Genomic DNA, 22,105 nt, shown 5'->3' with positions numbered 1-22,105 from the left:
TGCTCGTCGCTGCGACATCCGGCCGGTTCGTCGGCCTAGGGTGGGCGGGTGAGTCATGGTGAAATCGGTCAGGTGATCTTGGACGAGGCTGTTGCGGATGCCCGCCTCGCCGCATGGGAGTTCGACGGTGCACGGGCCTGGCTGGAGGAAGCCCGTCGGCATCCGATGGAGCCGCTGGCGGCCGAGGTGTGGGTCACCGACCCTGCTTTCGAGCACGTCCTGCTGGTCAAGCACCGTGTGCGCGGATGGGTGCCGCCCGGTGGCAAGGTGGAGCCGGGCGAGGCGCCGCGTGAGGCGGCGGCACGAGAGCTGCTGGAGGAGACCGGCCTGCGCAGCGAGCTGCTGCCCGAGCCCGCGGCCGTGGCGGTGCGTTCCTACCGGGCCGACTGGTCTCCGACGCTGGGCCTGTCCTACGCCGCGGTCGTCGGACGCGACGTACCGCTCGCCGGGGAGCAGAACCAGCCGGCGGCATGGTTCCGTCTGGACGCCGGCTGGGACAGCGTCTTCCCCGAGGACCGAGAGCGGATCCGTGCGCACGCTCGCCGCCTTGCGGTCGGCCGGGCGGTCGGCTCTCGCTGAGGTAGGACCCTGGTCGCCGTTCATAGGACGGCCTCGATGCGGTCGAGGTCGGCCGCGGGCAGAATGACGAGCTCAAGGTCGTGCAGGAAGCGGCACCACACCGGTCCCAGGCCGGGTTCGCACTCGAACTCCTCACGGTCCAGGCACCCGTTGGCGTACGCGGCGGTCCGCAGCGCGTGCTGCTGCAGCTGGTCGGGGTGGATCCACCGAGGCGCGCGGACCTCCCGGGCAGAGGGGCACAGCGACCCGGAAACCTCGGCCTGGAAGATCCACCAGTGGTGGCCGACCGGACCGCTGGGCGTGCGGCGGCAGTGGTTGGGCCGCCACTGGTCCAGTAGCAGGTGCAGGTGGGTGACGGTGAGACCGACCTCTTCGGTGACCTCGTCGCGGGCGGTCTGTTCGGGGCCGCCATGGTCGTCGATGTGGCCGGCGACCGGGGCGATTCCGGCCGGAGGAGTTGCCCGCTCGAACACCAGGAGGCCGCTCGGGGAGGAGATCAGTACTCCGACGCTTGCGTGGTCACAGAGGCGGGCCCTGCCGCCGGGAGCTGGGACTGCCGGGGTCATGCGGCGGCCTGTGGCCGTTGGGCGACGACGACGAGCCAGCTCGTCACGGCCGGGGCACCGGGGGTGGTCATGGCGTAGGCGGCGTCGAGGATCTGCATCCGCTGGGCGTGGGTGAAGTCGCCCTCGGGCCGCGCGAAGACGGGGATGGACAGCCACGCCTTCTTCTCGGCCATGGTGCTGTGCTGGGCGGTGACCTCGGTGCCGACGACCGTCAGTCCGGCTGCTGACAGCTGCTCGGTGACCGTCTCCAGCGGCAGCGTCGGCGGCCCGTCCGCGTCCTTCGGCGGTGGGGTGTATCCGTGGGCCTCGGCGGCGACTTGGCGGATGAGGGCGGTGAGGGAAGGCCCGGTGCGGGCGGACAGTTCGTCGGGGTGCCGGACGCCGGCGAAGCCGCCGCCGATGTTGAAGACGAAGTGCCCGCCTGGACGCAGGATGTGAGCGACGGCCGCGAACACTGCGGCGGTATCGGTCTTCCAGATAGCGGAGTTGCACACCACAGCATCGGCGGTGTCGGCGTGGAGGTGGTCGGCGAGCCGTTCGGCCGGGGAAGTGATCCAGGTCAGGCGGGCGTCGGTCAGGGTGCGGCGGCCGACACGCTGCATCGCGGCGGCGTTGTCGATGGAGACGACCCTGGCGTGGGCCGGGATCAGGTCGAGGATCGCGCGGGCGGTCGCGCCGGCGCCGCCGCACAGGTCGACCACCAGGCTGGCGTTGGCCAGGTGGCTGCGGCGGGCGAGGTCGCGGCTGGTCGCGTCGTACATGGGGTGGGCGCGGGTGAAGGCGGTGTACGCCTCGGCGTTGGAGTCCTCGTCCCAGCCGAGGATGGCGTCCTGGGGTGCCATGTTGCTGTGGCCTCGCTTCACAGGGCGGCCCGCCAGTGCAGGCCGGGCGTTCAGACAGGGTCAAAAGAGCGCGGACTGTACGGCGGCGGGCGGTGAGGAGAACTGTGCGCCGAGGACGATGCGCCGGCTTTTGAGGGCGCCGAGGTCGAGCAGGTAGGGCAATTGTTCGCCGTCGCCGTCGAGGGTGGCGAGGACCTGGGAGCCGAGGCAGGAGAGCACCGTCAGCCCGTGCTCACCGGAGCGTGGGTCGTGCGGGTACAAGGCGCGCCCGGTCTCCGGCGTTCGCAGCAGGACGCCTTCGCCGGGCGGCGTCCACGGCTCCGGTGTGGCCGGGACGTTCAGGCCGCTCAGGGCCTCGGTGGCGCGGTCGAGGTGCTGCTGGTGGACGGCGCGGGCCGGGGAGAGGTCGCGCAGCTCGGCCAGGGCCGTCAGCTTGGCCGCGGCTCGCACGGTCTGCGTCAGGCCGATGCGGCGGGTGAGGGCATCCTCCAGAAACCGCACGGCGCGGCCGTCAGGACTCCGGGCGAGGTAGGTGGCGATCAGCGCGCCCTGCTCGTCGAGGCGGGAGCGCTTACGGGGTTCTGCCGCGGTGCCGATCTTGGTGGTGCCGTCGGCGAACGTCGCCAGGTACAGCCAGTGAGGCTGGGCCATGTACGCCGCCAGGGCGTCGGGGACGTGCCCGCCGGAGTGGAACCGGTGGGCGAAGCGGAAGTCGTCCCGCCCGGCGCAGGCCGCGCACTGGCCGCCGGCCTCGGCCGGGGCCCGGTCAGGGCAGGCGACCGCCTCGACGCGGACGCGGTCGGCGAACCGGTACCGGCCGGTGCACCACCGGCCGGTACCGCTCACCTGGTAACCAAAACGCCTGCCCGTGACCGGGGCATGGACGAGTGGTCCGCCGGTCACGGGGGCGAGCAGAAGACGGGGGTCTCCGCTTGCCCAGGTGATGCCGTGGCAGACGTATGTCCCGCTGGCGGGCAGGGCCTGGTCCATGGTGCGTTCCTTGTCGATCGGGGAGGGCGGGCCGGGTCAGACGGTCAGGTGCAGACGGTCGGCCAGGGCAGCGGCGGCGGCCTTGAAGACCTGGTCGCGGTCCAACTGAGCGACGTCCAGCGTCAGCCAGGCGCCGCGCTCCGCCTGTTCGCGCATCTGGTCCAGCACGGTGTCCTGGTAGCGGATGAAGTCCTCGTCACCGCCGCCGACGTGGCCGGCCTCCAGGGAAGTGAACGGGCCCTTGCGGACGAGAGCCTCGCGGGCACCGATGTTCAGGAAGAACACCAGGTCCGGCTTCGTCAGATGCGCGAAGACCTGCTCGCACAGGCGGGGCGAGACCTCGGGCTTGACCGCGTACCGGGCGAGGATCTTGTGGTGCGAGTTGTCGAGGATCACGTGGGTGCCCGCGACGAGGGCCGGCTGGATGACGAGCCGGTCCTGCAGGGTGTACCAGGAGGCCAGTGCAAGCAGCCAGTAGTGGTCACCGCATGCCTGGGCGACGCGGGCGTCACGCCGGTAGACCAGCTCGTTGACGCGGTCGAGGTAGGCGGACAGCTCAGGGTCCAGTGGGACGTCGGTGCTGTGCTTGCCGATGAGGACTGCCTTGTGACCGGCGTCGTTGAGGGCCTGGTGCAGGCGGGCGGCGAGGGTGGACTTGCCGGCCCCGTCACCGCCGACGAAGGTGATCAGCTTCCCGGCTGGGGTGGTGGTCGGCGCGTTCGCCGTCATCGGGATTCTCCCAGGGTGTGGGTCGAGCTGGCGGTCAGGCGGCCGGTGATGATGGTGCGGATGCGGTCCACCAGGACGGCGCGCTGGCGCAGGACGTCGCTGTGACGCTCATTGGACAGGTCGGCGGGATAGTGGGTGGCGAGGTTGTTGGAAATGACGTGGAGGTAGCCGAATCTGATCCCCGCATGGCGCGCCGCCGCCCCCATGGGGCCGATCTCCGGGTCGACGAAGGCGTACGAGGCGGTGTGCTGGACCAGCCAGTCGCGGTTCTCCAGCAAGATCGACGGGGAGGAGACATGCAGCCCGCTGCGCACGCCGCTGCGGGCGACGGCGTAATCGCCGAAGAAGTCGTCCCAGCTCACCATCGCCCCGCGTACTAGGCTGGTGTTGCCGGTCGCCAGCCAGGCGTTCGGTTCGACGCCGGGGGTCAGCGAGCCGACCTTGCCGACGTAGACGACATCGCATGCGCCGAGTTCGGCAAGGCGCGCGACGACCCGCCCTGCCACGTCTCCCCAGATGCTGTGGAGGAACCCGAGGTAGACCACGCGACGTCCGGCGACTTCGGTGCGCTGCCACGCGTAGCCGGGTCCGCGGGTCCACACTCCGTTCTCGGGAGCGAGGTACTGAAGGCCCCAGCCGACGATCACCAGGTCGCCGTCCAGTTCCAGGTCGAGCGCGTCGAGCGCCGATCGGCACTCCTCCTGCGCGGGCGGCTGATAGGTGACGGTGCCGGCGGGGCGGTCCGTCATGGCCAGATACGTGGCGATGATCAGGGCGTAGTGCTGGACGTATTCGGCTCCGGGGAACGCCTTGACGACGAGATCACGGCCGTGAATCTCTGCGGTGGGCCGTTCGATGTTGAACAGTTTCCCGGTCTTCTCGTACCGGGAGACTACCGCCGTGCGGTCGTAGCCGCCGATGACGCGGATGCTGTCCCAGTGGTGGTCCTGGATGAGGTGGTGGACCTTGATCTCCAGGTAGCGCAGCAGCCTGGCGTGGGTCATGGTGTGTCCGGCTGGTTCGATCGGGGCGGCGCGCAGGAGTCCAGGGGCGGGGTCGGCGAGTAAGGGGGTCATCGGTGCTCCTCGGCGATCGTCACGGTGCTGCCGGCCGCCGCGCGGACGACGCAGATGTTCTCCCGGATGAGGTCGAACCGGTCTTCGGGGATCGGGCCGAGCTTCTCGATGCGGGGCGTGGAGGGCTTCTCGTACGGCCCTTCGGGCAGCAGGGCGACGCCCATCGCGCCGAGGATGACCGGGGCCGCGCCGTCCACGGAGGAGATCCACTCGTGCTCGCGCTGCTCGATCAGCTCCAGGTGCCCGGTCCGGCCCAGACCGAGCAGCCGGTAGACGAGCAGATCGTCGACCAGGCCGTGGTCCTGCAGGTAGGCCGTCGCCAACCAGCGGGTGCGGCACAGCTGCTCGTCGGGATCCGGTCGACGCGAGGCCGGCAGGGCGATGGCCCCGGCCCAGTCGCTGGTCACGAAGGCGTCGTAGGTGCGCAGCCACTCGTCATCGTCCGCGGCGTGCAGCACCGCGCACAGCCGGAATGCATCGCCGGACAGCTCCCGGATCTCGCGCGCGGCCTTCTCGCTCGCCTTCAAGGTCGCGGCCCCGTCCCGCATGACGTCCGGCAGGATGATCTCCCTCGCGGACACCGCCAGCGCGGCTTCGACGAGGCGCTCCGCCGGCAGGGCGTAGCCGAGGTCGAAGAGCCCGTTGTCGACGATGATCTCGGCGCCTCGCTCGGCCTCGCGAGTGAAGAAGGCCCGGTAGATTTCGTCGGACAGCACGTGCTGGGCGGCCACGTGGTGGACGCGGGGCGGCTCCTGGGCGACAAAGTGCTCCAGGTAGGCAGGCGGAGCGATGACGGAGAAGTCGATTCCCGCAGTGGTGATCACGGCGCCCCCCACAGGCCGGTGGTGAGGGTGAGGAACTGCTGGGAAAGGACGGGGTCGATGCCGAAGCGCCCACCCGAGTGCACCGTGGTGGTGCGGGCCTCCTCCATCCGTACGCCCCGCATGCTCATGCACAGGTGCACGCCGCGCACGGCGACGGCGACGTCCTCGTGTCCGATCACGTCGTTGAGGTATTCGGCGACCTGGCGGGTGAAGCGTTCCTGGACCTGCAGTCGGCCGGCGAAGTGCCGGGCGATCCGCCCGAACTTCGACAGGCCCACCACCTCTCCGTCCGGCACGTATCCGGCCGTGACCTGCAAGTTCATGGGCAACATGTGGTGCTCGCAGAGCGACCACACGCTCATGCCGCCCACGATGACCAGCTGACCACCCAGATTGGACTCGGTGAAGCAGGTAGCCGTTGCGGCGCCGTCCGGGGACAGGAAGGCTTTCCACCAGGCCGCGACGCGGTCCGGGGTGCCGGTCAGCCCCTCGCGGGCGGGGTCCTCGCCCAGCTCGGCCAAGAGCTGGTGGATCAGGCCGGCGACCCGGCCGGTGTCGATGACCGCAGCGGGCCCGGGGACGGCGGCGGTCGGCACCGCCGCAGGGCTGGCGATAGAGGTCGTCATGGGCGTCTCTCGTTTCCGGGGACTGGGGGAACGTATGGGGCGTGGTGGCGCGTGCGGTCAGCGGCCTCGGGCGTCCGCGAAGGCCAACACGTGAAGGCGGGTGGTGAAGTGCCAGTGCCGGGCCGCGACCGCGTCCGCGAGGACCCGGGTGGTCGCAGTGATCACCTCGGGGGTGGTGCCCTCCGGCATCACCCACACCGGCGCGAGCCGGTGGGCCTCGGCCAGCTCGGCGATCCGGTCGAGGTCGGCCACCGTGGAAGCGACGAACTTGAACGCCGCCCGCCCGGAGGCCACGAACGACTCCAGCGAGGCGGGCACGATGCTCTTGGTCTCCTTCACGCCGAAGCTGGCGAGCTTGGGCGAGACGTTGAACCGGACCCCGTCGGCCACCAGCTCGGGAGCGGGCGCGATAGTGCCGTTCGTCTCGAACTCGACCCGCTTGCCGGCTGCTGTCAGCCCCCGCACGAGAGGCACCAGCCGCGCCTGCTGGATCAACGGTTCGCCGCCGGTGACCACGACCAGCCCGACCGGCGAGGACGCGGCCCAGGCCATCAGATCCGCCACCGACCGCTCCGCCGACTCCTTGCGCGGATCGAACCGGGACCAGTCCCAGGTGTACTTCGTGTCGCATTTCGCGCAGGTGAGGTTGCACCGGGACAGGCGGATGAACAGCGCCGGGTGTCCGCAGCTCGGTCCCTCGCCCTGGAAGGTCGGCACCTCGACGCCGAAGCACTCCGCGACGATCAGGCGGGATTCGCCTTCGTCAGCCGTCGGTTCGTCGGTGATCGTCTCGGATGCGGTCACCGTCCCTCCACATCGAAGCGGGCCCAGCTGCTCTGGGTCTCGCGGACCAGGACGGCGACCAGGCGGCCGGAGATGGCGGGCTGGAAGTTCTGGATGAACCACCCGGCCAGGAACTGGGCCAGGCGCTCCGAGGTCGGCTCGAAGGGAAAAACCTCGTGCAGGTTGTGATGGTCGAGTTCGGTGTTCAGGAACTTCTTGAACGGAGCGAGCGCCCCGAAGTCCGTGACGAAGCCGGGCTCCTCCAGCGAGGGCGCGGTGAGGATGACCTCGACCTCGTAGCTGTGCCCGTGCTGGCGTGAGCACTTGTGCTCGTCCGGCAGCCCGGGAAGCCGGTGGCCAGCCTCGAAATTGAACGTCTTTCCGATGGTGAAATCACCGGATGGAAGTGGAATGGCACTGAAGTCCATGGAGTTCCTCCACGAGTTGAGCGCGAGGCTGCCCCTCCGCGGGATGAGGCGGCCTCGTCTTCAGATGGCTGCAGGACGCTCGTGCAAATGGGCTTGAGCGGCCCGGTCCAGAGCGTTCGTGAACCGCTCGGCGCGCCCGTCTCCCTCGGCCTCCTGAGCGCGGAGGTCACCCTCCGGGACGAAGCCGAGGCGGTCGCGCAGACTAAGCGTGCAGATGAGCCGGTTGGCCGACATGAGCTGCGTGTACTCCTCGGCTTCCATGTCCGCCGGCTTCCAGAGCTTGGCGAGATCGGGATTGGCGGACATCCGCGTCAGCCAGTCGATCTGGTTTTCCGTGAGCAGCGCCTCGTCTTGCTCGGCCTGGTGTCGCGCGTTCTGCCGGAGCCGGGCCGCTCCGACCACGGCGGTGGTGAGCGACATGGCAACACCGGCAGTGAGAACGGCGATGGTGAGCTTCATACCTCAACACTCCTTTCGCAGAGTGGAGTTGCGGCTGTGGCACCGACTGTCGAAGACTCGGGGTTCCACGTCTTCACGCGGCCCCCGCGAGAACGACGGTCGGGGCCTCATCGGAAGAGCCGTAGGGGGTGTACCGGCGGTGCACTGCCTTCAGAGCGATGGCGATCGGCGGCAGCCCGACGGTGGCCCTGCGTGCGTCGACGGACTCCGGCGCGCGCAGCGGGCACAGTTCGATGCCGTCGGCGCGCAGCAGGAGCTGGGTGCCGTACTCCTGGTCGCGCCCGTTGGTGATGAGGGCTCGGTCGTGAAGGTGCGCCCAATGCTGGACCAGCGCGTCGTCGGCCTCGACCGCTCGTCCCAGCAGGATGGTGGCGGCGCGCTGGAAGTCGGGTTCGTCGTCGCTGTGCAGGGCGATGCTCCACGCGGCACGGGCCGCGTCGGGGCCGACGAGGCGGTGGCCCGGCCAGTCGTGGTCGGCCAGGACGCGGCGCAGCACCTTGGTGTTGGCGTGGTCGGTGTGCCGGCCCTGTCCGAGTTGGACGGCGTCGAGCTGGTCGCGCACGCGCTTGGCCCGGTGCGCGGCCGATTCCGTGGCGCGGGCGATCAGCTCGCGGGCGAGGTCGGGCCGCTGCGGTTCGTCGGTCGTCACGCACTGCTCCGATCATCCGGGGCCGGCTGAGGCGCGTGGACCTGGCAGCTGATCAGCGCGTGGAGCCCGGGGCGGTGCTCGGCAGGGAGTTCGAGGCGGGCGACTCGATCGCCGTCGCGTCCGGAGCCGGATCCGCACACGTCCCAGCCGGTGTCCGTGAGCCGACGCAGGAGGGCAGCGAGGGGTTCGGCTTCGAGGGCGCGGCGGGCCAGGGTCTCGGCCCGTACGGCGTGGAGGCCGTGCCGAGCGGCGAAGTCGGACGCCCACAGGGTGATCAGGCGGGTGATGTCGTCGGACTGGCCGGGCAGGGTGTGGACGCTGCGGAGAAAGACGCATGGCCCCTGGCCCCATCCGAGGCCGGGGTCGTGCTCGGGGATCACGCAGGCCAGCAGCCTCCCGTCTTCGAACAGCCCGGCGGAGCGGTCCTCGCTGGCGGTGGGAGTGGCGGGTGAGGTCACTGGGGCGCCCCACTCCGCGTCGTGCGCTCGGCTCGCTCGGCGGGCAGCAGCTGCCAGCTGTGCGCGAGCACCACCAATTCGGTGCTGTCTTGTGCGCCCGTGTCGGCGAGGAGCTGGTCGAGTGCGGCGCGCAGGTCGGCCGGGGCGAGGTCTGCGGCGCGGGCGATGTCGCGGGGCAGGGTGTGTTCGGTGGCGGCCTTCAGCAGGCTGATCTGCTCGGGGCTGAGATCCGGCGCGGGCCGCTGAGGTATCGGGACGGTGCTCTGGCCGGAGTTGAGAAGGCGGTGAGCGACGACGGCGAGGGAGCAGCGTTCCGGGCAGGCCAGCTTCCAGCGCACGGTGCGCAGCGTGGAGTGGACGGTGCCCAGCTTGAGCTGGGTGGCGGCTGCGATCCCGCGGGCGTCCAGGCCCTTCACCACGTGCTGGGCGATGCGCCGTTCGGATGGGGTGAGGGGCTGTGTTGGGGCGAGGGCGGTCATGGAAGGGTTCCTTGTTAAGGGCCGGTCAGTCGGACGTCGTGGGGCGCAGCAGGACGGGGACGCTGGTGTGTCCGTTGCTGATGAGGCTCGGCAGGCGTTGCAGATCCTCGCGCCGGGTGGCGAGCTGGGCGTCGGGGAAGCGCTTGAAGAACAGGCGCAGTGCGGCGGCGACTTCGCGGCGGGCCAGCGGGGCACCGAGGCAGAAGTGCACGCCGTGCCCGAAGGCGAGGTGCTCCTTGCTGATCCGGGTGGCGTCGAACTGGTCGGCGTCCTGGTGCAGGTCGGGGTGCCGGTTGGCGGCGGCGTAGGAGGCGAGGACGGCGTCGCCGGACCGGATGGTCTGCCCGTCGGGGAGAGGGATGTCGGTGAGGGCGTAGCGCAGAGGCAGGTGCTTGACCGCGGGCTCGTGCCGCAGGGTTTCCTCGACGATGTCGTGCCAGGTGCACCGTCCGTCCCGGACGTGGGCGAGCTGCTCCGGGTCGGACAGCAGGGTGGTGAGGGCCTGGCCGATGACGTTGGCGGTGGTCTCGTACCCGGCGCTGATCATCAGCAGGAGCGTGTCGCGCAGTTCGGCGTCGCTGAGGGCGGAGCCGTCGCCTTCCTCGTCGCGGGTGGCGATCAGCAGCGAGGTCATGTCGTCGCCGGGCGTGGTTCGCTTGGCGTGGATGAGGGCGTCCAGCAGGCCGTAGAGGGCGGCGGAGTTGGCCGCCTGTTCTCCGGCGGTGAGGTGGGTGGCGAATACGTTGTCGACCACGGTGCGGAACTCGGCGCGCTGGCTGGCGGGGACGCCCATGAGCTGTCCGATGACGGCGATCGGCAGCGGGTAGGCGAGGTGCTCGCGCAGGTCGGCGCATTCTCCGGCCGGGAGGGCGTCGAGGTCGTCGAGCAGACCGGTGACCAAGGTCTCGATGTCCGTCTGGAGGGCGGCGGTGCGGCGGGCGGAGAGGGCGGGGGCGACCATGCGGCGCAGGCGGCTGTGGTTGGCGCCGTAGGCGGTGAACATGTTCTCCACCGCGATCCACAGGGCCAGCGGCCAGGTGGGGACGGTCTCGGCGAAGGCCGGCCAGTGAGCGCGGCCGTCCTTGGAGACGTCCTTGCTGGTGAGCAACTGCTTGAGGAGGGCCGGGTCGGAGACGGACCAGGCGCGCACGCCGAGGATGTCCACGAGGGTGGCCGGCCCGCGTTCGCGCAGGGCCTGGTGTTCGGCGTCCGGGTCGCTGCCGTTGGGGTCGAGGACCAGTATCTGTTGCTCGGGCACGTCGGGGTCGCTTTCAGCCGGTGGGGAAAGTGACCGGCAGGGTCACCAGGGAGCGGTGGAAGGGGCCGGGGCGCCAGGTGAGGTCCTCGCGGCGGGTGGCGAGGTCCATCTCGGGCAAGGCGTCGAGGATGTGGAGGATGGCGGTCTCGGCGATGAGGTAGGCGTGCGAGCTGGCCGGGCAGCTGTGCGGGCCGGCGCCCCAGGCGAGGTGGGCGCGGTTGCCCAGCGGCGCGCGCCCGCCGAGGTCGGGGTCGTTGTTGCAGGCGGCGTAGCTGATCACCACCGGCTCGTCGGCTGGGAGCAGGTAGCCGCCGACGTCGGCGGGCCGGGGCGGGTAGCTGATGGAGAAGTTCGCGAGCGGCGGGTCGCGGTACAGGACGGTGTCCAGGGCTTCGCGGACGGAGGCGTCGCCGGCGTGCAGGTCCCCGGAGAAGTCGGGGTTGGTGAGCATCTCCAGGAGCGTGTTGGTGATCAGGTTGGTCAGCGGTTCGATGCCCGCGCCGTAGAGGGTGATGAGCTGCTGGCCCATCTCTATGTCGTTCAGTTGCGCGACGTGGACGAGGAGCCTGCTGGTCACGTCGTCGGCAGGATGCGCGCGGCGCAGGGCGACGAGGTCGGTGACGGCCTGGGCGAGGATCTGGTTGCCGATGGAGGCGTTGACCCCGTCGAAGATCTTGGACATGCCGTCCGCGATCCGCCGCCCGATCTCGTCGGGGCAGCCGAGCAGGTGGCTGAGCGTTTGGAAGGCGAGCGGCCAGGCGTACTGGGCCAGCAGGTCGGCCTTCCCCTCGGCGGCGAAGGCGGTGATGGTCTGGGCGGCGACCTGCTCGACGTGGTCGCGCAGCGCGTGCTGGTCGACGGCCTGCAAGGCGGCGGTGTTCGCGGCCCGGTAGCGGGCGTGCTCGGCGCCGGCGGAGCGCAGCGCGTTGGGCCGGTACTCCATCATCGGCCGGACGGGGCAGGTGTCCGGAACGGTGGTCTGCCACCGGCGCGGGTCGGCGGGGAAGCGCTGCGGGTCGCCGAGGATACGGCGGGCCGCCTCGTAGCCGACGACCAGCGTGGCGGGCACGCCGGGCGCCAGGTCCACTGGCACCAGGGGCCCGGACTGCTCGCGCATACGCCGGTAGAAGGCGTGCGGGTCTTGGGCGAAGTCCGGCTCGTACAGGGAGATGCGAGGGTGCGCGGTGCTCACGGTCGGTGCTCCAGACGTGCGAGGTATTCGGTGAGCTGGATCAGGGCCTGCATGCACGACGCCCGCTCGCGGGCGTCGCACACGCCCAGCGGGGTGTGCCCCTCCAGGGCGAGCGCCTCGTGGACCTCGCCGAGGGGGTAGCGGGGTGCGCCGTCGAACTGGTTGACCGCGACCGCGTAGGCCACTTCGGCCTCTTCGAGGAGGGCGAGGATCTCGTGGGAAGCGTCCAGGTCGCGGGGGTCGACCAGGACCAGGGCGCCGAGGGCGCCGACGATCAGCTCGTCCCACAAAAACCGGAACCGGGCCTGGCCCGGGGTGCCGAACAGGTACAGCACCAGGTCGTCGCCGAGGTGCTTGCGCCCGAAGTCGACGCCTACGGTGGTGGTGGACTTCCCCGGCGTGCGGTCCAGGTCGTCGACCAGAGCGCTGGCCCGGGTGATGGTCTCTTCCATGTGCACGGGCGGCACTTCGGAGACGCTGCCGACGAAGGTGGTCTTGCCCACGCCGAAGGCTCCGGCGACCACGATCTTCGCGGTCGCCGTCACCGTCGGCGCGACGAACCGGTCAGGCGTGAGCGCGGAGGCCATGAAGGACCCTTTCGATCAGCGAGGCGGGAGGGCGTTCGTCGTCGTGGCTTTGGGCGAGGGTCATCAGTCCGAGTCCGATGAGGTCGGCGATGAGGATGCGGGTGGTCGAGGGCGGCAGGGCGAGTTCGGAGGCGATCTCGGCGACGGCCAGACCGCCGCCGCGGGAGCCGGCGAACAGCGCCAGCAGGCGGCGTCCGTCGGCCTGGAGGCCGGGGTGGGTGCCGGTCGCGGCGAAGACCACGCTCTCCAGGCGCACATCCGTGCCGGGGCGGGTACGTCCGCCCGTGCGGACGTAGGGCCTGACCAGGTCGGGATCCTGCCGCGGTCTGCTCATGCCGGCGGTGCTTCCGTGCTGCTGGTCACCCGGGTCTTGACTCCCAGCTGGTCGCCGACGCTTCCCGCCAGCCGCAGGGCGGCCTCGCTGATCACACCGATGTCGGCGTGGGGGCTGCTGGTGCGGACGGCGAGCATCGTGTTCTCCCCGGCCGGGATGAGCAGAGAGATGTGGCCGACCGACTCCATGACGAACTGGCGCACGCCCCCGCCGCCCGTCTCGCGGTCGTAGGCCCGCGACGCCGCCCACAGAGTGGAGGTGATGGCGGCGATCTTCTCCGCCTGTTCCTGCGGGAGGCGGGGCGTGTAGTCCGGGCTCATGCCGTCGGCTGCGACCAGCACGGCGTACTCCACGCCGTCGGTTTCCTCCAGGCGCTCCAGGAGCCAGCCGATGTTCTTCTCTCTCATGCCTCGTGTCCTTGCTCGTCGTCGTTCAGCGGGCGGGCGGCGTTCTGTTCGGCGCGTGCCGCCTGGGTGCCGCGGGCCCAGGAGGCGATCACGCTCGCGCGTCCCGGCTCTGCGTTGACCGGGCGGCGGGCGGGAGCAGGTGCCGGCGTGCGCCGCCGGTGGCGCCGTGTCAGTCCGCTGGCCGTCGTCCCGGCAGCGGCCGGCGCATCGAGGCGCTCCTGTGCTGGCGGGGCCAGTGCCAGGCGGCTCTCCGGGACGGGGGCGAGCGCGCCCTGCGGGACGCTGTGCTCCGCTGGTGTGGGTGCGGCCTCGGCCACGGTGGTGAGGAGGTTGTGGGGAAGGGTGAGGAGCGCGCGGGTGCCCAGCAGCGCGTTGGGGGCCTGGACGTCGACCCGGAAGCCGTAGGCGCGAGCGAGAGCGGCGGCGACCCGGAAGCCGGTCTTGGGCAGGGCGCCGAGCTGTGTGATGTCGTCGGTGCGCTGCCCGGTGAGGACGTCGCGTGCCTCGTCGAGCTGCTCGGGCGTCATCTGCAGGCCGCTGTCGTCCACGATGACGGTGACCCCGTGGTGCCCTTGCTCGAAGGAGACGTGGACGCGGGTCTGCGGCGGGGAGAACCGCAGCGCGTTGTCCAGCAGGAGGGCGAGGGTGTGCACCACGGGCCCGACGACACGGGTCTTCACCGCGACGGGTAGCTCCTGCGGTGCCACGCGCTGGTAGTCCTCGACGTAACCCATCGCGGCCCGCACCACATCGGTCAGGGCCGTGGTGGTCCAGTGCCGGGTCAGCTTGCCGCCGGCCAGGACGGTCCAGCCCTGCGCGACCAGCAGCGTCTGCTGGACGGTGCGGTCGATTCCGGTCAGCGTCTCGAAGGCGGCGTCGTCCTGGTGAGCCCGGACCCCCTCGCTGACCCTCCGGCTGGTCCGGGCGGCCATGCCCACCAGCGCCGACGACACGCTGCGCACCGCGGCCTCGGTCGACCGCACGGCGTTCGCCCGCACGCGTGCGATTTCTTCCTGCGCGTCCGTGTGCGAACGGCGCAACTCCTCCACTCCGCGTGTCTTGACCTGTTCGATCTCCTGGTGCGCGGCGTGCTGGACGTCACGGACGATGGCCTGGGCGAGGCCGGCGGTGGCCTTGACCACGAGCTCCAGCCGCTCGCCGACCGCGGTGTCGGCCAGCTCCGGTGCCAGAACAGGCGCAGTGACCCGGCCGCCCGCCTTGTGGATCTGCGGCAGCACCTCGCGGACCAGCCGGTGCAGCGCCCGCTCGACAGCTTGCTGTTCGCACGCCAGGAGATGCGCCTGCTGCCGTGCCGCCCTCCAGCGGCGGTGGGCGGCCCACGCCGCTCCCGCGGCGACGACCGAGGCGAGGGCGAGCAGGACGAGTGTGGTGATGGCGAGCGTGTTCATTAGGCGCCCGCCGCCACGAGGACGTCCGCCTCGGCCGCAGGCGCACCCGCGCCGAGCTGCTGCAGCAGGAGCGCGGATCCGATGACCCCGATGTGGCTGTACGCCTGCGGGAAGTTGCCCAGCTGCCGTCCGCTGACGGGGTCGTACTCCTCGGCGAGCAGGCCGAGGTCGGAGCGCAGGGCCAGAAGCCGGCCGAACAGGGCGTGGGCTTCGTCAAGGCGGCCGGTCAGGGCGAGCGCGTCAACCATCCAGAACGAGCAGAGCAGAAAGGCTCCTTCGTCACCGGTCAAGCCGTCGATCCCGGTGCGATCACCGGCGGTCCGGTACCGGTGCACAAGGCCCTCGGGGGTGGACAGTTGCCGACGCACCGCCTGCACCGTCCCGAGCACGCGGGGATCGTCCGGCGGCAGGAAGCCCACCCGGGGGATCAGCAGCAGGGCGGCATCGACCTCCTGCGATCCGTAGGACTGGGTGAAGGTGTTGCGGGCCGCATCGAAGCCTCGCGTGCACACGTCGTGGTGGATGGTCTCGCGCAGCTCGATCAGCGCGGACAGGTCGGCTTCCATGGCGCCGGCCTCGACCAGGCGGATGGTGCGGTCGACGGCCACCCAGGCCATGATCTTGGAGTGCACGAAGTGCCGCCGCTCCCCGCGGACTTCCCAGATCCCCTCGTCGGGCATCTGCCACCGCTCGGCCAGATGCTCAACGAGCCGCTGCTGGAGGACCGCGGTGTCCCCGCAGCGCGCGACCCCGCTCTCATGCGCGAGGTGCAGGGTCTCGATCACGTAGCCGTAGACGTCGAGCTGCACCTGGTCGGCCGCCCCGTTGCCGATCCGTACTGGCGCGGAGTTCTCGTATCCGGGCAGCCACCCCAGTTCCCGCTCCGGCAGGTCCCGTTGACCGGTGATGCCGTACATGATCTGCAGGTTCTCCGGGTCGCCGGCCACCGCCCGCAGCAGCCACCGGCGGAAGGCGTCGGCCTCCTGCCGGAAGCCCGACCCGAGCAGCGCGGCCAGGGTGGTGGAGGCGTCGCGCAGCCAGGTATAGCGGTAGTCCCAGTTCCGTTCGCCGCCGAGTTCCTCGGGCAGGGACGTGGTCGGCGCGGCGACGATGCCCCCGCTGGGCTCGTACGTCATCGCCTTCAACGTGATGAGCGAGCGCAGGACAGCGTCGCGGAACGGCCCGTTGTAGGTGCACTGGCTCGCCCAGGTCTCCCAGAACGCCAGGGTCGCCTCCAGCGCGGCTTCGGGCTCCGGGATCTCGGGCGGGCAGCCGTGGGACGGGCTCCAACTCAGCACGAAGGCCACGCTGTCGCCGGCGGCGACCGCGAAGGAGCCCACGATCGCCCCGTCCTTCTCGCGCTGCTCGGTGGCCGTGTCCAGCCACAGCGCGTCCTCGCCGCCCTCGGCCACCATGCGCCCGCCCACCTCGTGGACCCACGGACTGATGCGGCCGTAGCCCGGGCGGGCGCGCAGCGCGGACACCATGGAGACCTGACCGGCCGTGCCTTCCACGACTCGGATCACTCGCGGCGCTCCGTCGCGCGGCGGCATGAAGTCGGTGACCGTCACGCTGCCCGAAGACGTCGTCCACAGCGTCTCCAGCACGAGGGACTCGCCGACATAGCGCCGCTCGGCGCTTGCTGCGGCGCCCTCCTGGCAGGCGGCGGCGGGGGCTATGCGCCATGCCCCGTGCTTCTCCGAACCGAGCAGGGCCGCGAACGGGGCCGGCGAGTCGAAGCGGGGCAGGCACAGCCAGTCGATCGAACCGTCATCGCAGACGTGGGCGCTGGTCTGCATGTCGCCGATCAGGCCGTGCTGCTCGATGCGCGGAAGCCGTTTCATCGTGTGGATCTCCGTGAACCCCGCGGGTCCGGGGTGGTATCGGGGCCGCCGCAGCGGCCGGGAACGGTGGGCAGAAGGCAGGCTGGTGGTCACCGGGGCGCGGGGGAGCCGTGTTGGGCGGCGGCAGGCCCTCGACGGCTCGAATCGGGCCGGCGCCCGCTCGCCGCGAGGCACCAGCCAGGCCATGGGCCCGAGGGCCAGAGCGATGACGACGGCACCTGTCACCGTCATGTCCGCGGCACCGAAGCGGCAAAGACCAGACAGGCCAGAGCGAGGACGAAGACCGCCCCGCGCAGCACGTTGACCGGCGGCTTCCGCCAACGCCGCCCGCTCATGGCGCTGATCGGCCCGGGATCGACGCGTTCCACGTGTGCCATCAGCTCCTGGGTGGCCTCGGCGAGCCTGACCAGGTACACCCGGCTCGGCAGGTAGTCCTCGGGGACGCTGTCGGAGCAGAGCCGCTGCGCGCGCAGCAGGGCGGGAATCCCCGGAGCGGTCCGTGCGCCCAACTGGGCAACGTGCCCGCGCAGAAGACGAACGAGATCCTCCACATCAGCAGCGCTCTCGGGCAGCGGCGAATCCTCGCCCAGCACCAGCGTCACCGTCTCCGACGCGGCCACCACGAGATCGCGCTCCGGCGCCGCCGCCTCAGTGACGGGCGCTCGCCATCGGCACCCGCCCACGGGCTGGCTGCCGCCTCGGCGAGGGTCCAGCGAAAGGCGCATGACGCAACTCCTGTTCGGATCAAGCCAAAGTGAGCCGAAGTCGCCGGGTATCCCCGGCGCCTGGCGTGCGAAGTGAGTGATCTGGCCGCTACGTTGAGCGAACCCTGAAACCCGTCCGAGGGGTATGCCTGCGCGGACGCTAAGGCCGCCAAAGGCGCCAAAGATCATTTCGGAACCGAGGGGCAGCCCATGGCCCGTGAACGCAACGTCGCCCTGACCGCACTCCTGCGCGAAGCAGACTGGTCCCAGCCGCAAGCTGCCGCTGCCGTCGCCAGAGTGGCTGCGGAGAGCGGAGCGCGTGAGCTGGAGGCGATCTCCCGCTCGCACATCTCCATGTGGGTGCTCGGCACGAAGCCGAGCGGAAGAGCGCCGCATATCCTGCGCGAGACGCTGTCCCGCAGACTCGGCCGCCGCCTCTCCCTGGCCGACCTCGGGCTGGAAGAAGAGCCGACAGGCACGACCGACACCGGATCCGACTGGAGCGTCGACCCTCTGACCGCACTGGCCGAGCTGGGAAGCGACGATCTCGATATGCACCGACGCAAGCTGCTGGCCACCGCCGCCTACTCCGCGGCCGGCCTCGCCCTGCCCACCACTTCGTGGTGGGCAGCCGCCCCTGCTGCAGCGGCGACCCGCCGACCCGCCTCCTCGCGCCCGGTGACCCAGGCGGACATCGACGACGTCCGCGACCTCACGGTCTACTACTCCGCGCGCGACCAGCAACGAGGCGGCGCATCCGGCCGCAAAGCCCTCGCCAGCCACCTGCTCGACGGTGCGGTACCGCTGCTCGGCGGCCGATTCCGCACAGATCAGCTCCGCCGCGACACGTACTCCGCTGTCGCGGAGATGACGTACCTCGCCGGCTGGATGGCCTTCGACGCCAGCGAGCACCGAACCGCCCAGCGCTACCTCACCATCGCCGCCCGCATCGCGGCGGAGGCTGGCGACGGACCGCTCGGCGGCCACATCCTGCGCGCCCTCGCCCACCAGGCCGTCGACCTCGGGCACCACCGCAGGGCGCTCGCCCTGGCCGACGCCTCGATGTCCCGCGACCGCTACGGCCAGGCCAGCCACCGCGAGAAGGCGCTGCTGGCGATCGTCCACGCCCGCGCACTCGCGGCCGACGGCGACCTGGCCGGCACGCTGGCGGCCATCAGCCGCGCTGAGCGGGACCTCGCCCGCGCCGACACCAACGAAGCGCCCGCCCGCGTCGGCTTCTTCCAGGAAGCCTCCCTCGCCCACGAGACGGCCTGCGCTCTGCGCGACATGGGCCAGCCTCGGGATGCGGAGATCCACTTCAAGCGCAGCGTGGCCACGCGCCGACGCCAGCAGTTCGCCCGTACCCACAGCGTGACGCTCGGCTACCTCGGTGCCGTCCAAGTCCAGCAGGGACGCCTCGACGAGGCATGCGCAACCTGGAACGAAGCACTCGACGCCATGGCCGGTATTCAGTCCGGGCGAGCCCGCGACGTCATCGTCCGCATGCAGAGCGACCTCTCGCCCGTCCGGCAACGCGGTGGTCGCCACGTCGCCGAACTGGACCATCGCGCGCGAGGCATGTTGCGAGCCATAGGCTGACCACAGAACCGTTTCGCGGCGCCGACCGGAGGCCGCCGCACACGCTACGCCCAGGGAGAGGAACGAGCGCTGATGCCGACCTACGAGGTCAAGTCGATCGCAACGGTCGTCGGCGGCCACACCCGTGTACAGGACGACTATCAAGGCGGGGTCGAATCGATCATCCGGCTCGACGAGGCGTACCCCCTCGAAACCCTGCAAGGAATCGAGGAGTTCTCCCACCTGACCGTGACCTGGCGCTTCCATCTGGCCCGGCCCGAAGACGTCCAGCTTCACGCACGCAGTCCAAGGGGAAACCAGAACTGGCCGGCGACCGGTACGTTCGTCCACCGCAACCACCGGCGCCCCAACCAACTGGCGGTCAGTTACCCACGGTTGCTCAAGGTCGAAGGCAGGGACCTCCTGGTCACTGATCTCGACGCCGTCGACGGGACGCCCGTGATCGACCTGGCACCGTACTTCGAACAGATGGGGCCTCAGGGCCCGATCCGTCAGCCTGCATGGCCTGGCGAGATGCTTGAACCGAACTACTGGGCGAAGGCAAGTGAACGGCCCTCGGAGCGTTCCCTGTAGGGGAAGTGACTGAGCTACCCGACTCGTCAACCGCATGGCCGGGAACCGATTGGAAGTCTGGCTCAACCCGCAGCCCTCGCGTACTGGAACTCACACCACGTCTCCTTGCCGCTGCTCTCCCACGCGTCTGAGATCGCATCGACAAGCCGGATCCCGCGACCGGATTCACCGTCGGGTCCGGCTTCCTTGAGTACAGCTGGGGCCAGATTGTGATCGGTGACCGAGACGCGCACCACGTCGACGGCCACCGTGATCCGGAGCACGACTTCTCCCTCACCGTGAACCACGGCGTTGGTGACCAGCTCCGAGACGGCCAGTACGACGACCCCCGCCACCGGCTCCGAAACACGGCACTGCCGCAGGAACGCCCTCGCTGTCTGCCGCATCTCCCCAACTTTCGCGAGATCAGGGAGAAAGGCCGCCTGACAGCCATGGGATGCCGCCGGTATGCCTGCCCTCGCGGATGGGCTGTGCCGGTCTTCGTGAACCGGCCTCGCGCATGACACGTCTGCCACGTCGGCAAAGCTACGGATGCCCCCGTCGGGCGGGGTCTCCTCTTGGAGCCTGGTCATGGGGGCTATCGCACCGCGTGGCGACGCTGTCGACCAGGGGAATCCAGAGGGGGAAAATTCTGTCAAGGGGGGAGGTTGGAGGGGGAATTGAGGCCATGATTGGATTCCGCCCACCAACAGAGGTCACACTCATGCCAGATCCGTTCGCCGACCTGCTCCTCCGGCTCCGGCAGGAGGCGGGCAGGACGCAGGAGGAGCAGGCAGACGCGATCAACGCTGCCTCCGGCCGGGACACCATGACCCGCCGAGAGATCAGCCGCTATGAGAACTTCGAGAACGTCCCTACCAATCACACAATCGCCCACATCGCGGCGGCCTGCGGTGTGCCCTTCGAGGAGCTACAGCGGGAGGCCAAGGCTGCCCGCGCTCGGAAGAGAAAGGGGCATGCCAATGCAGAGGAGGTCCAGGACGCAGTGAAGCGTCGCACGCTGCTGGGGGGCGCCGCTGCCGGCGTGAGCACGGCTGCCGAGCCCTGGGGGCGCCTCGCCTCCGCCCTCAGCAAGGGGTCCAAGATCGATTCGTCCTCTGCCGTCGCGCTCATCGACCGGGCCGCTGAGCTACACGTCCAGGAACTCAATCTCAGCGCCCGGCGGCTACAAAGCACGGTCGAGTCGCATCTTGACGCGATCACCGCGGCTCTGCCTCGTGCCGGCGAGCACGAGCGAGCTCTCACTATCGCCGCCGGAGAAACCGCCGCCCTGGCCGGTTGGGTGGCCTGGGACCTGGGTGAGCAGGACAAAGCCGACGCCTACTACAAGGTCACGTCGCAGTGCGCGACCACCGCGGGGCACCCTCCGCTCCGAGTCCTGGCCCTGACCTACAGCAGCTACGGCGCCTCGACGCCGAAGGCGAAGTTGGAGTTGCTTTCCCAGGCGGCCAGCGATGTGCGAGGCCACGGCAACGCTACTGCTGCCGCCTGGGTCCTCGGCAGGCACGCGGAGGAGGCTGCGGCGGCCGGCGACGAAATGGGGGCGCTCCGGGCGTTGGAGCGAGCGCGCTTCGCCTACGACTTCGCGGATCACACCAGCGAGCAGGCATGGGTCCGGTTCGTGACCCCGTACCGCATGGACTCGCTGGCCCTCTCTGTATACGGGCAGTTGGGGCGTCCCGAACTCACCGCTACAGCGGACACCGCAGTCGACCGACTCGGAGACGAACTCCCGGACGGAGGCGTCGTGGTCCTCGGTGATCTCGCTTCGGCCCTGTTGCGTGGAGGTGACGTCGATCAAGGGGTCTACGTGTCACGCCAGTTCGCCGCAGCGGCACAGGCCAAGCCGAACACGATGGGAAAGGAGCGCGCATCGACAATCGCGGTGTCGCTCCCAGACAGTGAGCAAGAGCTCGGCCGCTATCTACGGCAGTTCGCTTCCTGAGTCCCCACACGCGGTAGGCGGGTAAGCCCAGGACGCGGATGCCGTCGCACGGCTGGCCCGGCGCTCCGCAGAAACTATGCCGTCTCCTCGACAACCCAAGAGAGGTACGCCTCTGACCCTCCGGTCACGGGCAGGGTGATCCACTGGGGGACGTCGTACGAGTGCTTCTCGTGCAGCCACGCCTCCAGTGCCGGGAGACGGTCCGTCGTAGTCACATACGAGATCCGCCACTCCTGCGCTGTCTCGACCTTCCCCTTCCACCAGTAGAAAGCTGTGATCGGCGCATCAATGTGAACGCCTGCTGCCAGCTTGCTCTGGACCGCGCCACGGGCCAGCGCCTTCGCCTGATCCTCGTTGTCGCTGGTCGTCTGCGCGATCACAATCTCGTTGGCCATGCAATTACCTCTCCAGCTTGGGTACCGCGACCCTACCCAGCCGTCCAGGGCGCGCCGAAGTCGGTAGCTACCGGTGAAGGCGGGCGGGACTCAACCAGCGACCTGGACGAATGAGACGGCAGTAGACCATTCAAGGTGAAGACCCACTTGTCGACGCCCGGCGCGTTCGGTCCGGTTGCGTCCGATCCGGAGGTTCCCGTCTTGCCGACACGCTGGCCGCGGCTGGCCTCCAGGCGCTTGTGGCCGTCCAACATGCTCGTAGCGAAGTCCGTTACCGGTAGTTCGTTAAATCCGGCGGTGGCATGGGTTGACGGCAAATCAGCTTGGTCGTAGGCCGGTGGTAGGAGTCAACTGCCTTGCCGGGGGGCTG

At 70.2% G+C, this 22,105-nt stretch carries 27 protein-coding genes; 4 read left to right on the top strand and 23 right to left on the bottom strand.

Features of this window, described 5'->3' with window-relative positions:
- Positions 1-48 precede the first annotated feature (48 nt).
- Entirely contained in the window at positions 49-579 is a 531-nt protein-coding gene (locus ACFYX4_RS40475; RefSeq protein ID WP_389344902.1) for an NUDIX domain-containing protein, read from the top strand.
- A 20-nt stretch (positions 580-599) separates the two neighbouring features.
- Here ACFYX4_RS40475 and ACFYX4_RS40470 read toward each other — a convergent pair whose 3' ends face one another.
- From ACFYX4_RS40470 to ACFYX4_RS40370, 21 genes are all read right to left on the bottom strand, one after another.
- Entirely contained in the window at positions 600-1,145 is a 546-nt protein-coding gene (locus tag ACFYX4_RS40470) for an NUDIX hydrolase (protein WP_389344900.1), read from the bottom strand.
- Positions 1,142-1,987, bottom strand: a complete 846-nt coding sequence (locus ACFYX4_RS40465; protein ID WP_389344898.1) for a class I SAM-dependent methyltransferase — start codon at positions 1,985-1,987, stop codon at positions 1,142-1,144. The genes ACFYX4_RS40470 and ACFYX4_RS40465 overlap by 4 nt, the downstream gene beginning before the upstream one ends.
- Positions 1,988-2,047: 60 nt before the next feature.
- Complete coding sequence (locus ACFYX4_RS40460) at positions 2,048-2,977, bottom strand: DUF2797 domain-containing protein (RefSeq protein WP_389344896.1); 930 nt, start codon at positions 2,975-2,977, stop codon at positions 2,048-2,050.
- Between the two features lie 36 nt (positions 2,978-3,013).
- Positions 3,014-3,706, bottom strand: a complete 693-nt coding sequence (locus ACFYX4_RS40455; RefSeq protein ID WP_389344894.1) for a dTMP kinase — start codon at positions 3,704-3,706, stop codon at positions 3,014-3,016.
- Positions 3,703-4,782: a hypothetical protein gene (locus ACFYX4_RS40450; RefSeq protein WP_389344892.1), complete on the bottom strand. Its 1,080-nt coding sequence runs from the start codon at positions 4,780-4,782 to the stop codon at positions 3,703-3,705. Before ACFYX4_RS40450 ends, ACFYX4_RS40455 begins: the two co-directional genes overlap by 4 nt.
- Positions 4,779-5,606: a hypothetical protein gene (locus ACFYX4_RS40445; protein WP_389344890.1), complete on the bottom strand. Its 828-nt coding sequence runs from the start codon at positions 5,604-5,606 to the stop codon at positions 4,779-4,781. Before ACFYX4_RS40445 ends, ACFYX4_RS40450 begins: the two co-directional genes overlap by 4 nt.
- The gene (gene folE, locus ACFYX4_RS40440; RefSeq protein WP_389344888.1) at positions 5,603-6,232 is read right to left on the bottom strand and encodes a GTP cyclohydrolase I; all 630 of its coding nucleotides are present in this window, start codon (positions 6,230-6,232) and stop codon (positions 5,603-5,605) included. The genes ACFYX4_RS40445 and folE overlap by 4 nt, the downstream gene beginning before the upstream one ends.
- 57 nt (positions 6,233-6,289) lie before the next feature.
- Positions 6,290-7,036, bottom strand: a complete 747-nt coding sequence (locus ACFYX4_RS40435; RefSeq protein ID WP_389344886.1) for a 7-carboxy-7-deazaguanine synthase QueE — start codon at positions 7,034-7,036, stop codon at positions 6,290-6,292.
- Positions 7,033-7,443, bottom strand: coding sequence for a 6-pyruvoyl tetrahydropterin synthase family protein (locus ACFYX4_RS40430; protein WP_389344884.1), 411 nt, complete (start codon positions 7,441-7,443; stop codon positions 7,033-7,035). Before ACFYX4_RS40430 ends, ACFYX4_RS40435 begins: the two co-directional genes overlap by 4 nt.
- Before the next feature lie 60 nt (positions 7,444-7,503).
- A complete protein-coding gene (locus ACFYX4_RS40425) occupies positions 7,504-7,902 on the bottom strand; it encodes a peptide transporter permease SapC (RefSeq protein WP_389344882.1) in 399 nt (132 codons plus the stop codon).
- A 73-nt stretch (positions 7,903-7,975) separates the two neighbouring features.
- Positions 7,976-8,551: a DUF6624 domain-containing protein gene (locus ACFYX4_RS40420; RefSeq protein ID WP_389344880.1), complete on the bottom strand. Its 576-nt coding sequence runs from the start codon at positions 8,549-8,551 to the stop codon at positions 7,976-7,978.
- On the bottom strand, positions 8,548-9,009 hold the full coding sequence (locus ACFYX4_RS40415) for a hypothetical protein (RefSeq protein ID WP_389344878.1): 462 nt from the start codon (positions 9,007-9,009) through the stop codon (positions 8,548-8,550). Before ACFYX4_RS40415 ends, ACFYX4_RS40420 begins: the two co-directional genes overlap by 4 nt.
- Positions 9,006-9,488: a LuxR C-terminal-related transcriptional regulator gene (locus ACFYX4_RS40410; protein ID WP_389344876.1), complete on the bottom strand. Its 483-nt coding sequence runs from the start codon at positions 9,486-9,488 to the stop codon at positions 9,006-9,008. The genes ACFYX4_RS40415 and ACFYX4_RS40410 overlap by 4 nt, the downstream gene beginning before the upstream one ends.
- A 25-nt stretch (positions 9,489-9,513) precedes the next feature.
- On the bottom strand, positions 9,514-10,746 hold the full coding sequence (locus ACFYX4_RS40405; RefSeq protein WP_389344874.1) for a cytochrome P450: 1,233 nt from the start codon (positions 10,744-10,746) through the stop codon (positions 9,514-9,516).
- A 13-nt stretch (positions 10,747-10,759) separates the two neighbouring features.
- A complete protein-coding gene (locus tag ACFYX4_RS40400) occupies positions 10,760-11,938 on the bottom strand; it encodes a cytochrome P450 (protein ID WP_389344872.1) in 1,179 nt (392 codons plus the stop codon).
- Positions 11,935-12,525 (bottom strand): ATP/GTP-binding protein, encoded by a 591-nt coding sequence (locus ACFYX4_RS40395; protein ID WP_389344869.1) that lies wholly within the window; start codon positions 12,523-12,525, stop codon positions 11,935-11,937. Before ACFYX4_RS40395 ends, ACFYX4_RS40400 begins: the two co-directional genes overlap by 4 nt.
- Positions 12,503-12,859 carry a DUF742 domain-containing protein gene (locus ACFYX4_RS40390; RefSeq protein ID WP_389344867.1) on the bottom strand — a complete coding sequence of 119 codons (357 nt, stop codon included), beginning with the start codon at positions 12,857-12,859 and terminating at the stop codon, positions 12,503-12,505. Before ACFYX4_RS40390 ends, ACFYX4_RS40395 begins: the two co-directional genes overlap by 23 nt.
- Positions 12,856-13,266, bottom strand: coding sequence for a roadblock/LC7 domain-containing protein (locus ACFYX4_RS40385; protein ID WP_389344865.1), 411 nt, complete (start codon positions 13,264-13,266; stop codon positions 12,856-12,858). Before ACFYX4_RS40385 ends, ACFYX4_RS40390 begins: the two co-directional genes overlap by 4 nt.
- The gene (locus ACFYX4_RS40380) at positions 13,263-14,675 is read right to left on the bottom strand and encodes an ATP-binding protein (RefSeq protein WP_389344863.1); all 1,413 of its coding nucleotides are present in this window, start codon (positions 14,673-14,675) and stop codon (positions 13,263-13,265) included. Before ACFYX4_RS40380 ends, ACFYX4_RS40385 begins: the two co-directional genes overlap by 4 nt.
- Entirely contained in the window at positions 14,675-16,519 is a 1,845-nt protein-coding gene (locus ACFYX4_RS40375) for a glycoside hydrolase family 15 protein (protein WP_389344861.1), read from the bottom strand. Before ACFYX4_RS40375 ends, ACFYX4_RS40380 begins: the two co-directional genes overlap by 1 nt.
- Before the next feature lie 227 nt (positions 16,520-16,746).
- Positions 16,747-17,244, bottom strand: a complete 498-nt coding sequence (locus ACFYX4_RS40370; RefSeq protein WP_389344859.1) for a DUF6415 family natural product biosynthesis protein — start codon at positions 17,242-17,244, stop codon at positions 16,747-16,749.
- 189 nt (positions 17,245-17,433) lie between these two features.
- Between ACFYX4_RS40370 and ACFYX4_RS40365 the strand changes: the two genes are divergently transcribed.
- Both ACFYX4_RS40365 and ACFYX4_RS40360 read left to right on the top strand, forming a co-directional pair.
- Positions 17,434-18,822 carry a Tat pathway signal protein gene (locus ACFYX4_RS40365; protein WP_389344857.1) on the top strand — a complete coding sequence of 463 codons (1,389 nt, stop codon included), beginning with the start codon at positions 17,434-17,436 and terminating at the stop codon, positions 18,820-18,822.
- 72 nt (positions 18,823-18,894) lie between these two features.
- Positions 18,895-19,395 carry an SAM-dependent methyltransferase gene (locus ACFYX4_RS40360; protein WP_389344855.1) on the top strand — a complete coding sequence of 167 codons (501 nt, stop codon included), beginning with the start codon at positions 18,895-18,897 and terminating at the stop codon, positions 19,393-19,395.
- Positions 19,396-19,457: 62 nt separating this feature from the next.
- Here the strand turns inward: ACFYX4_RS40360 and ACFYX4_RS40355 are convergent, their stop codons facing one another.
- On the bottom strand, positions 19,458-19,967 hold the full coding sequence (locus tag ACFYX4_RS40355) for an ATP-binding protein (protein ID WP_389344853.1): 510 nt from the start codon (positions 19,965-19,967) through the stop codon (positions 19,458-19,460).
- Positions 19,968-20,098: 131 nt separating this feature from the next.
- Between ACFYX4_RS40355 and ACFYX4_RS40350 the strand changes: the two genes are divergently transcribed.
- Positions 20,099-21,340 carry a helix-turn-helix transcriptional regulator gene (locus ACFYX4_RS40350; RefSeq protein ID WP_389344916.1) on the top strand — a complete coding sequence of 414 codons (1,242 nt, stop codon included), beginning with the start codon at positions 20,099-20,101 and terminating at the stop codon, positions 21,338-21,340.
- Positions 21,341-21,414: 74 nt separating this feature from the next.
- Here ACFYX4_RS40350 and cutA read toward each other — a convergent pair whose 3' ends face one another.
- A complete protein-coding gene (cutA, locus tag ACFYX4_RS40345; protein WP_266405338.1) occupies positions 21,415-21,735 on the bottom strand; it encodes a divalent-cation tolerance protein CutA in 321 nt (106 codons plus the stop codon).
- Positions 21,736-22,105: the final 370 nt, after the last annotated feature.

It is taken from the genome of Streptomyces sp. NPDC002328 (assembly GCF_042890065.1).
GTDB lineage: Bacteria > Actinomycetota > Actinomycetes > Streptomycetales > Streptomycetaceae > Streptomyces.
Note: the sequence above shows the minus strand (reverse complement) of the source record. Positions and strands in the feature narration are given on the sequence as shown.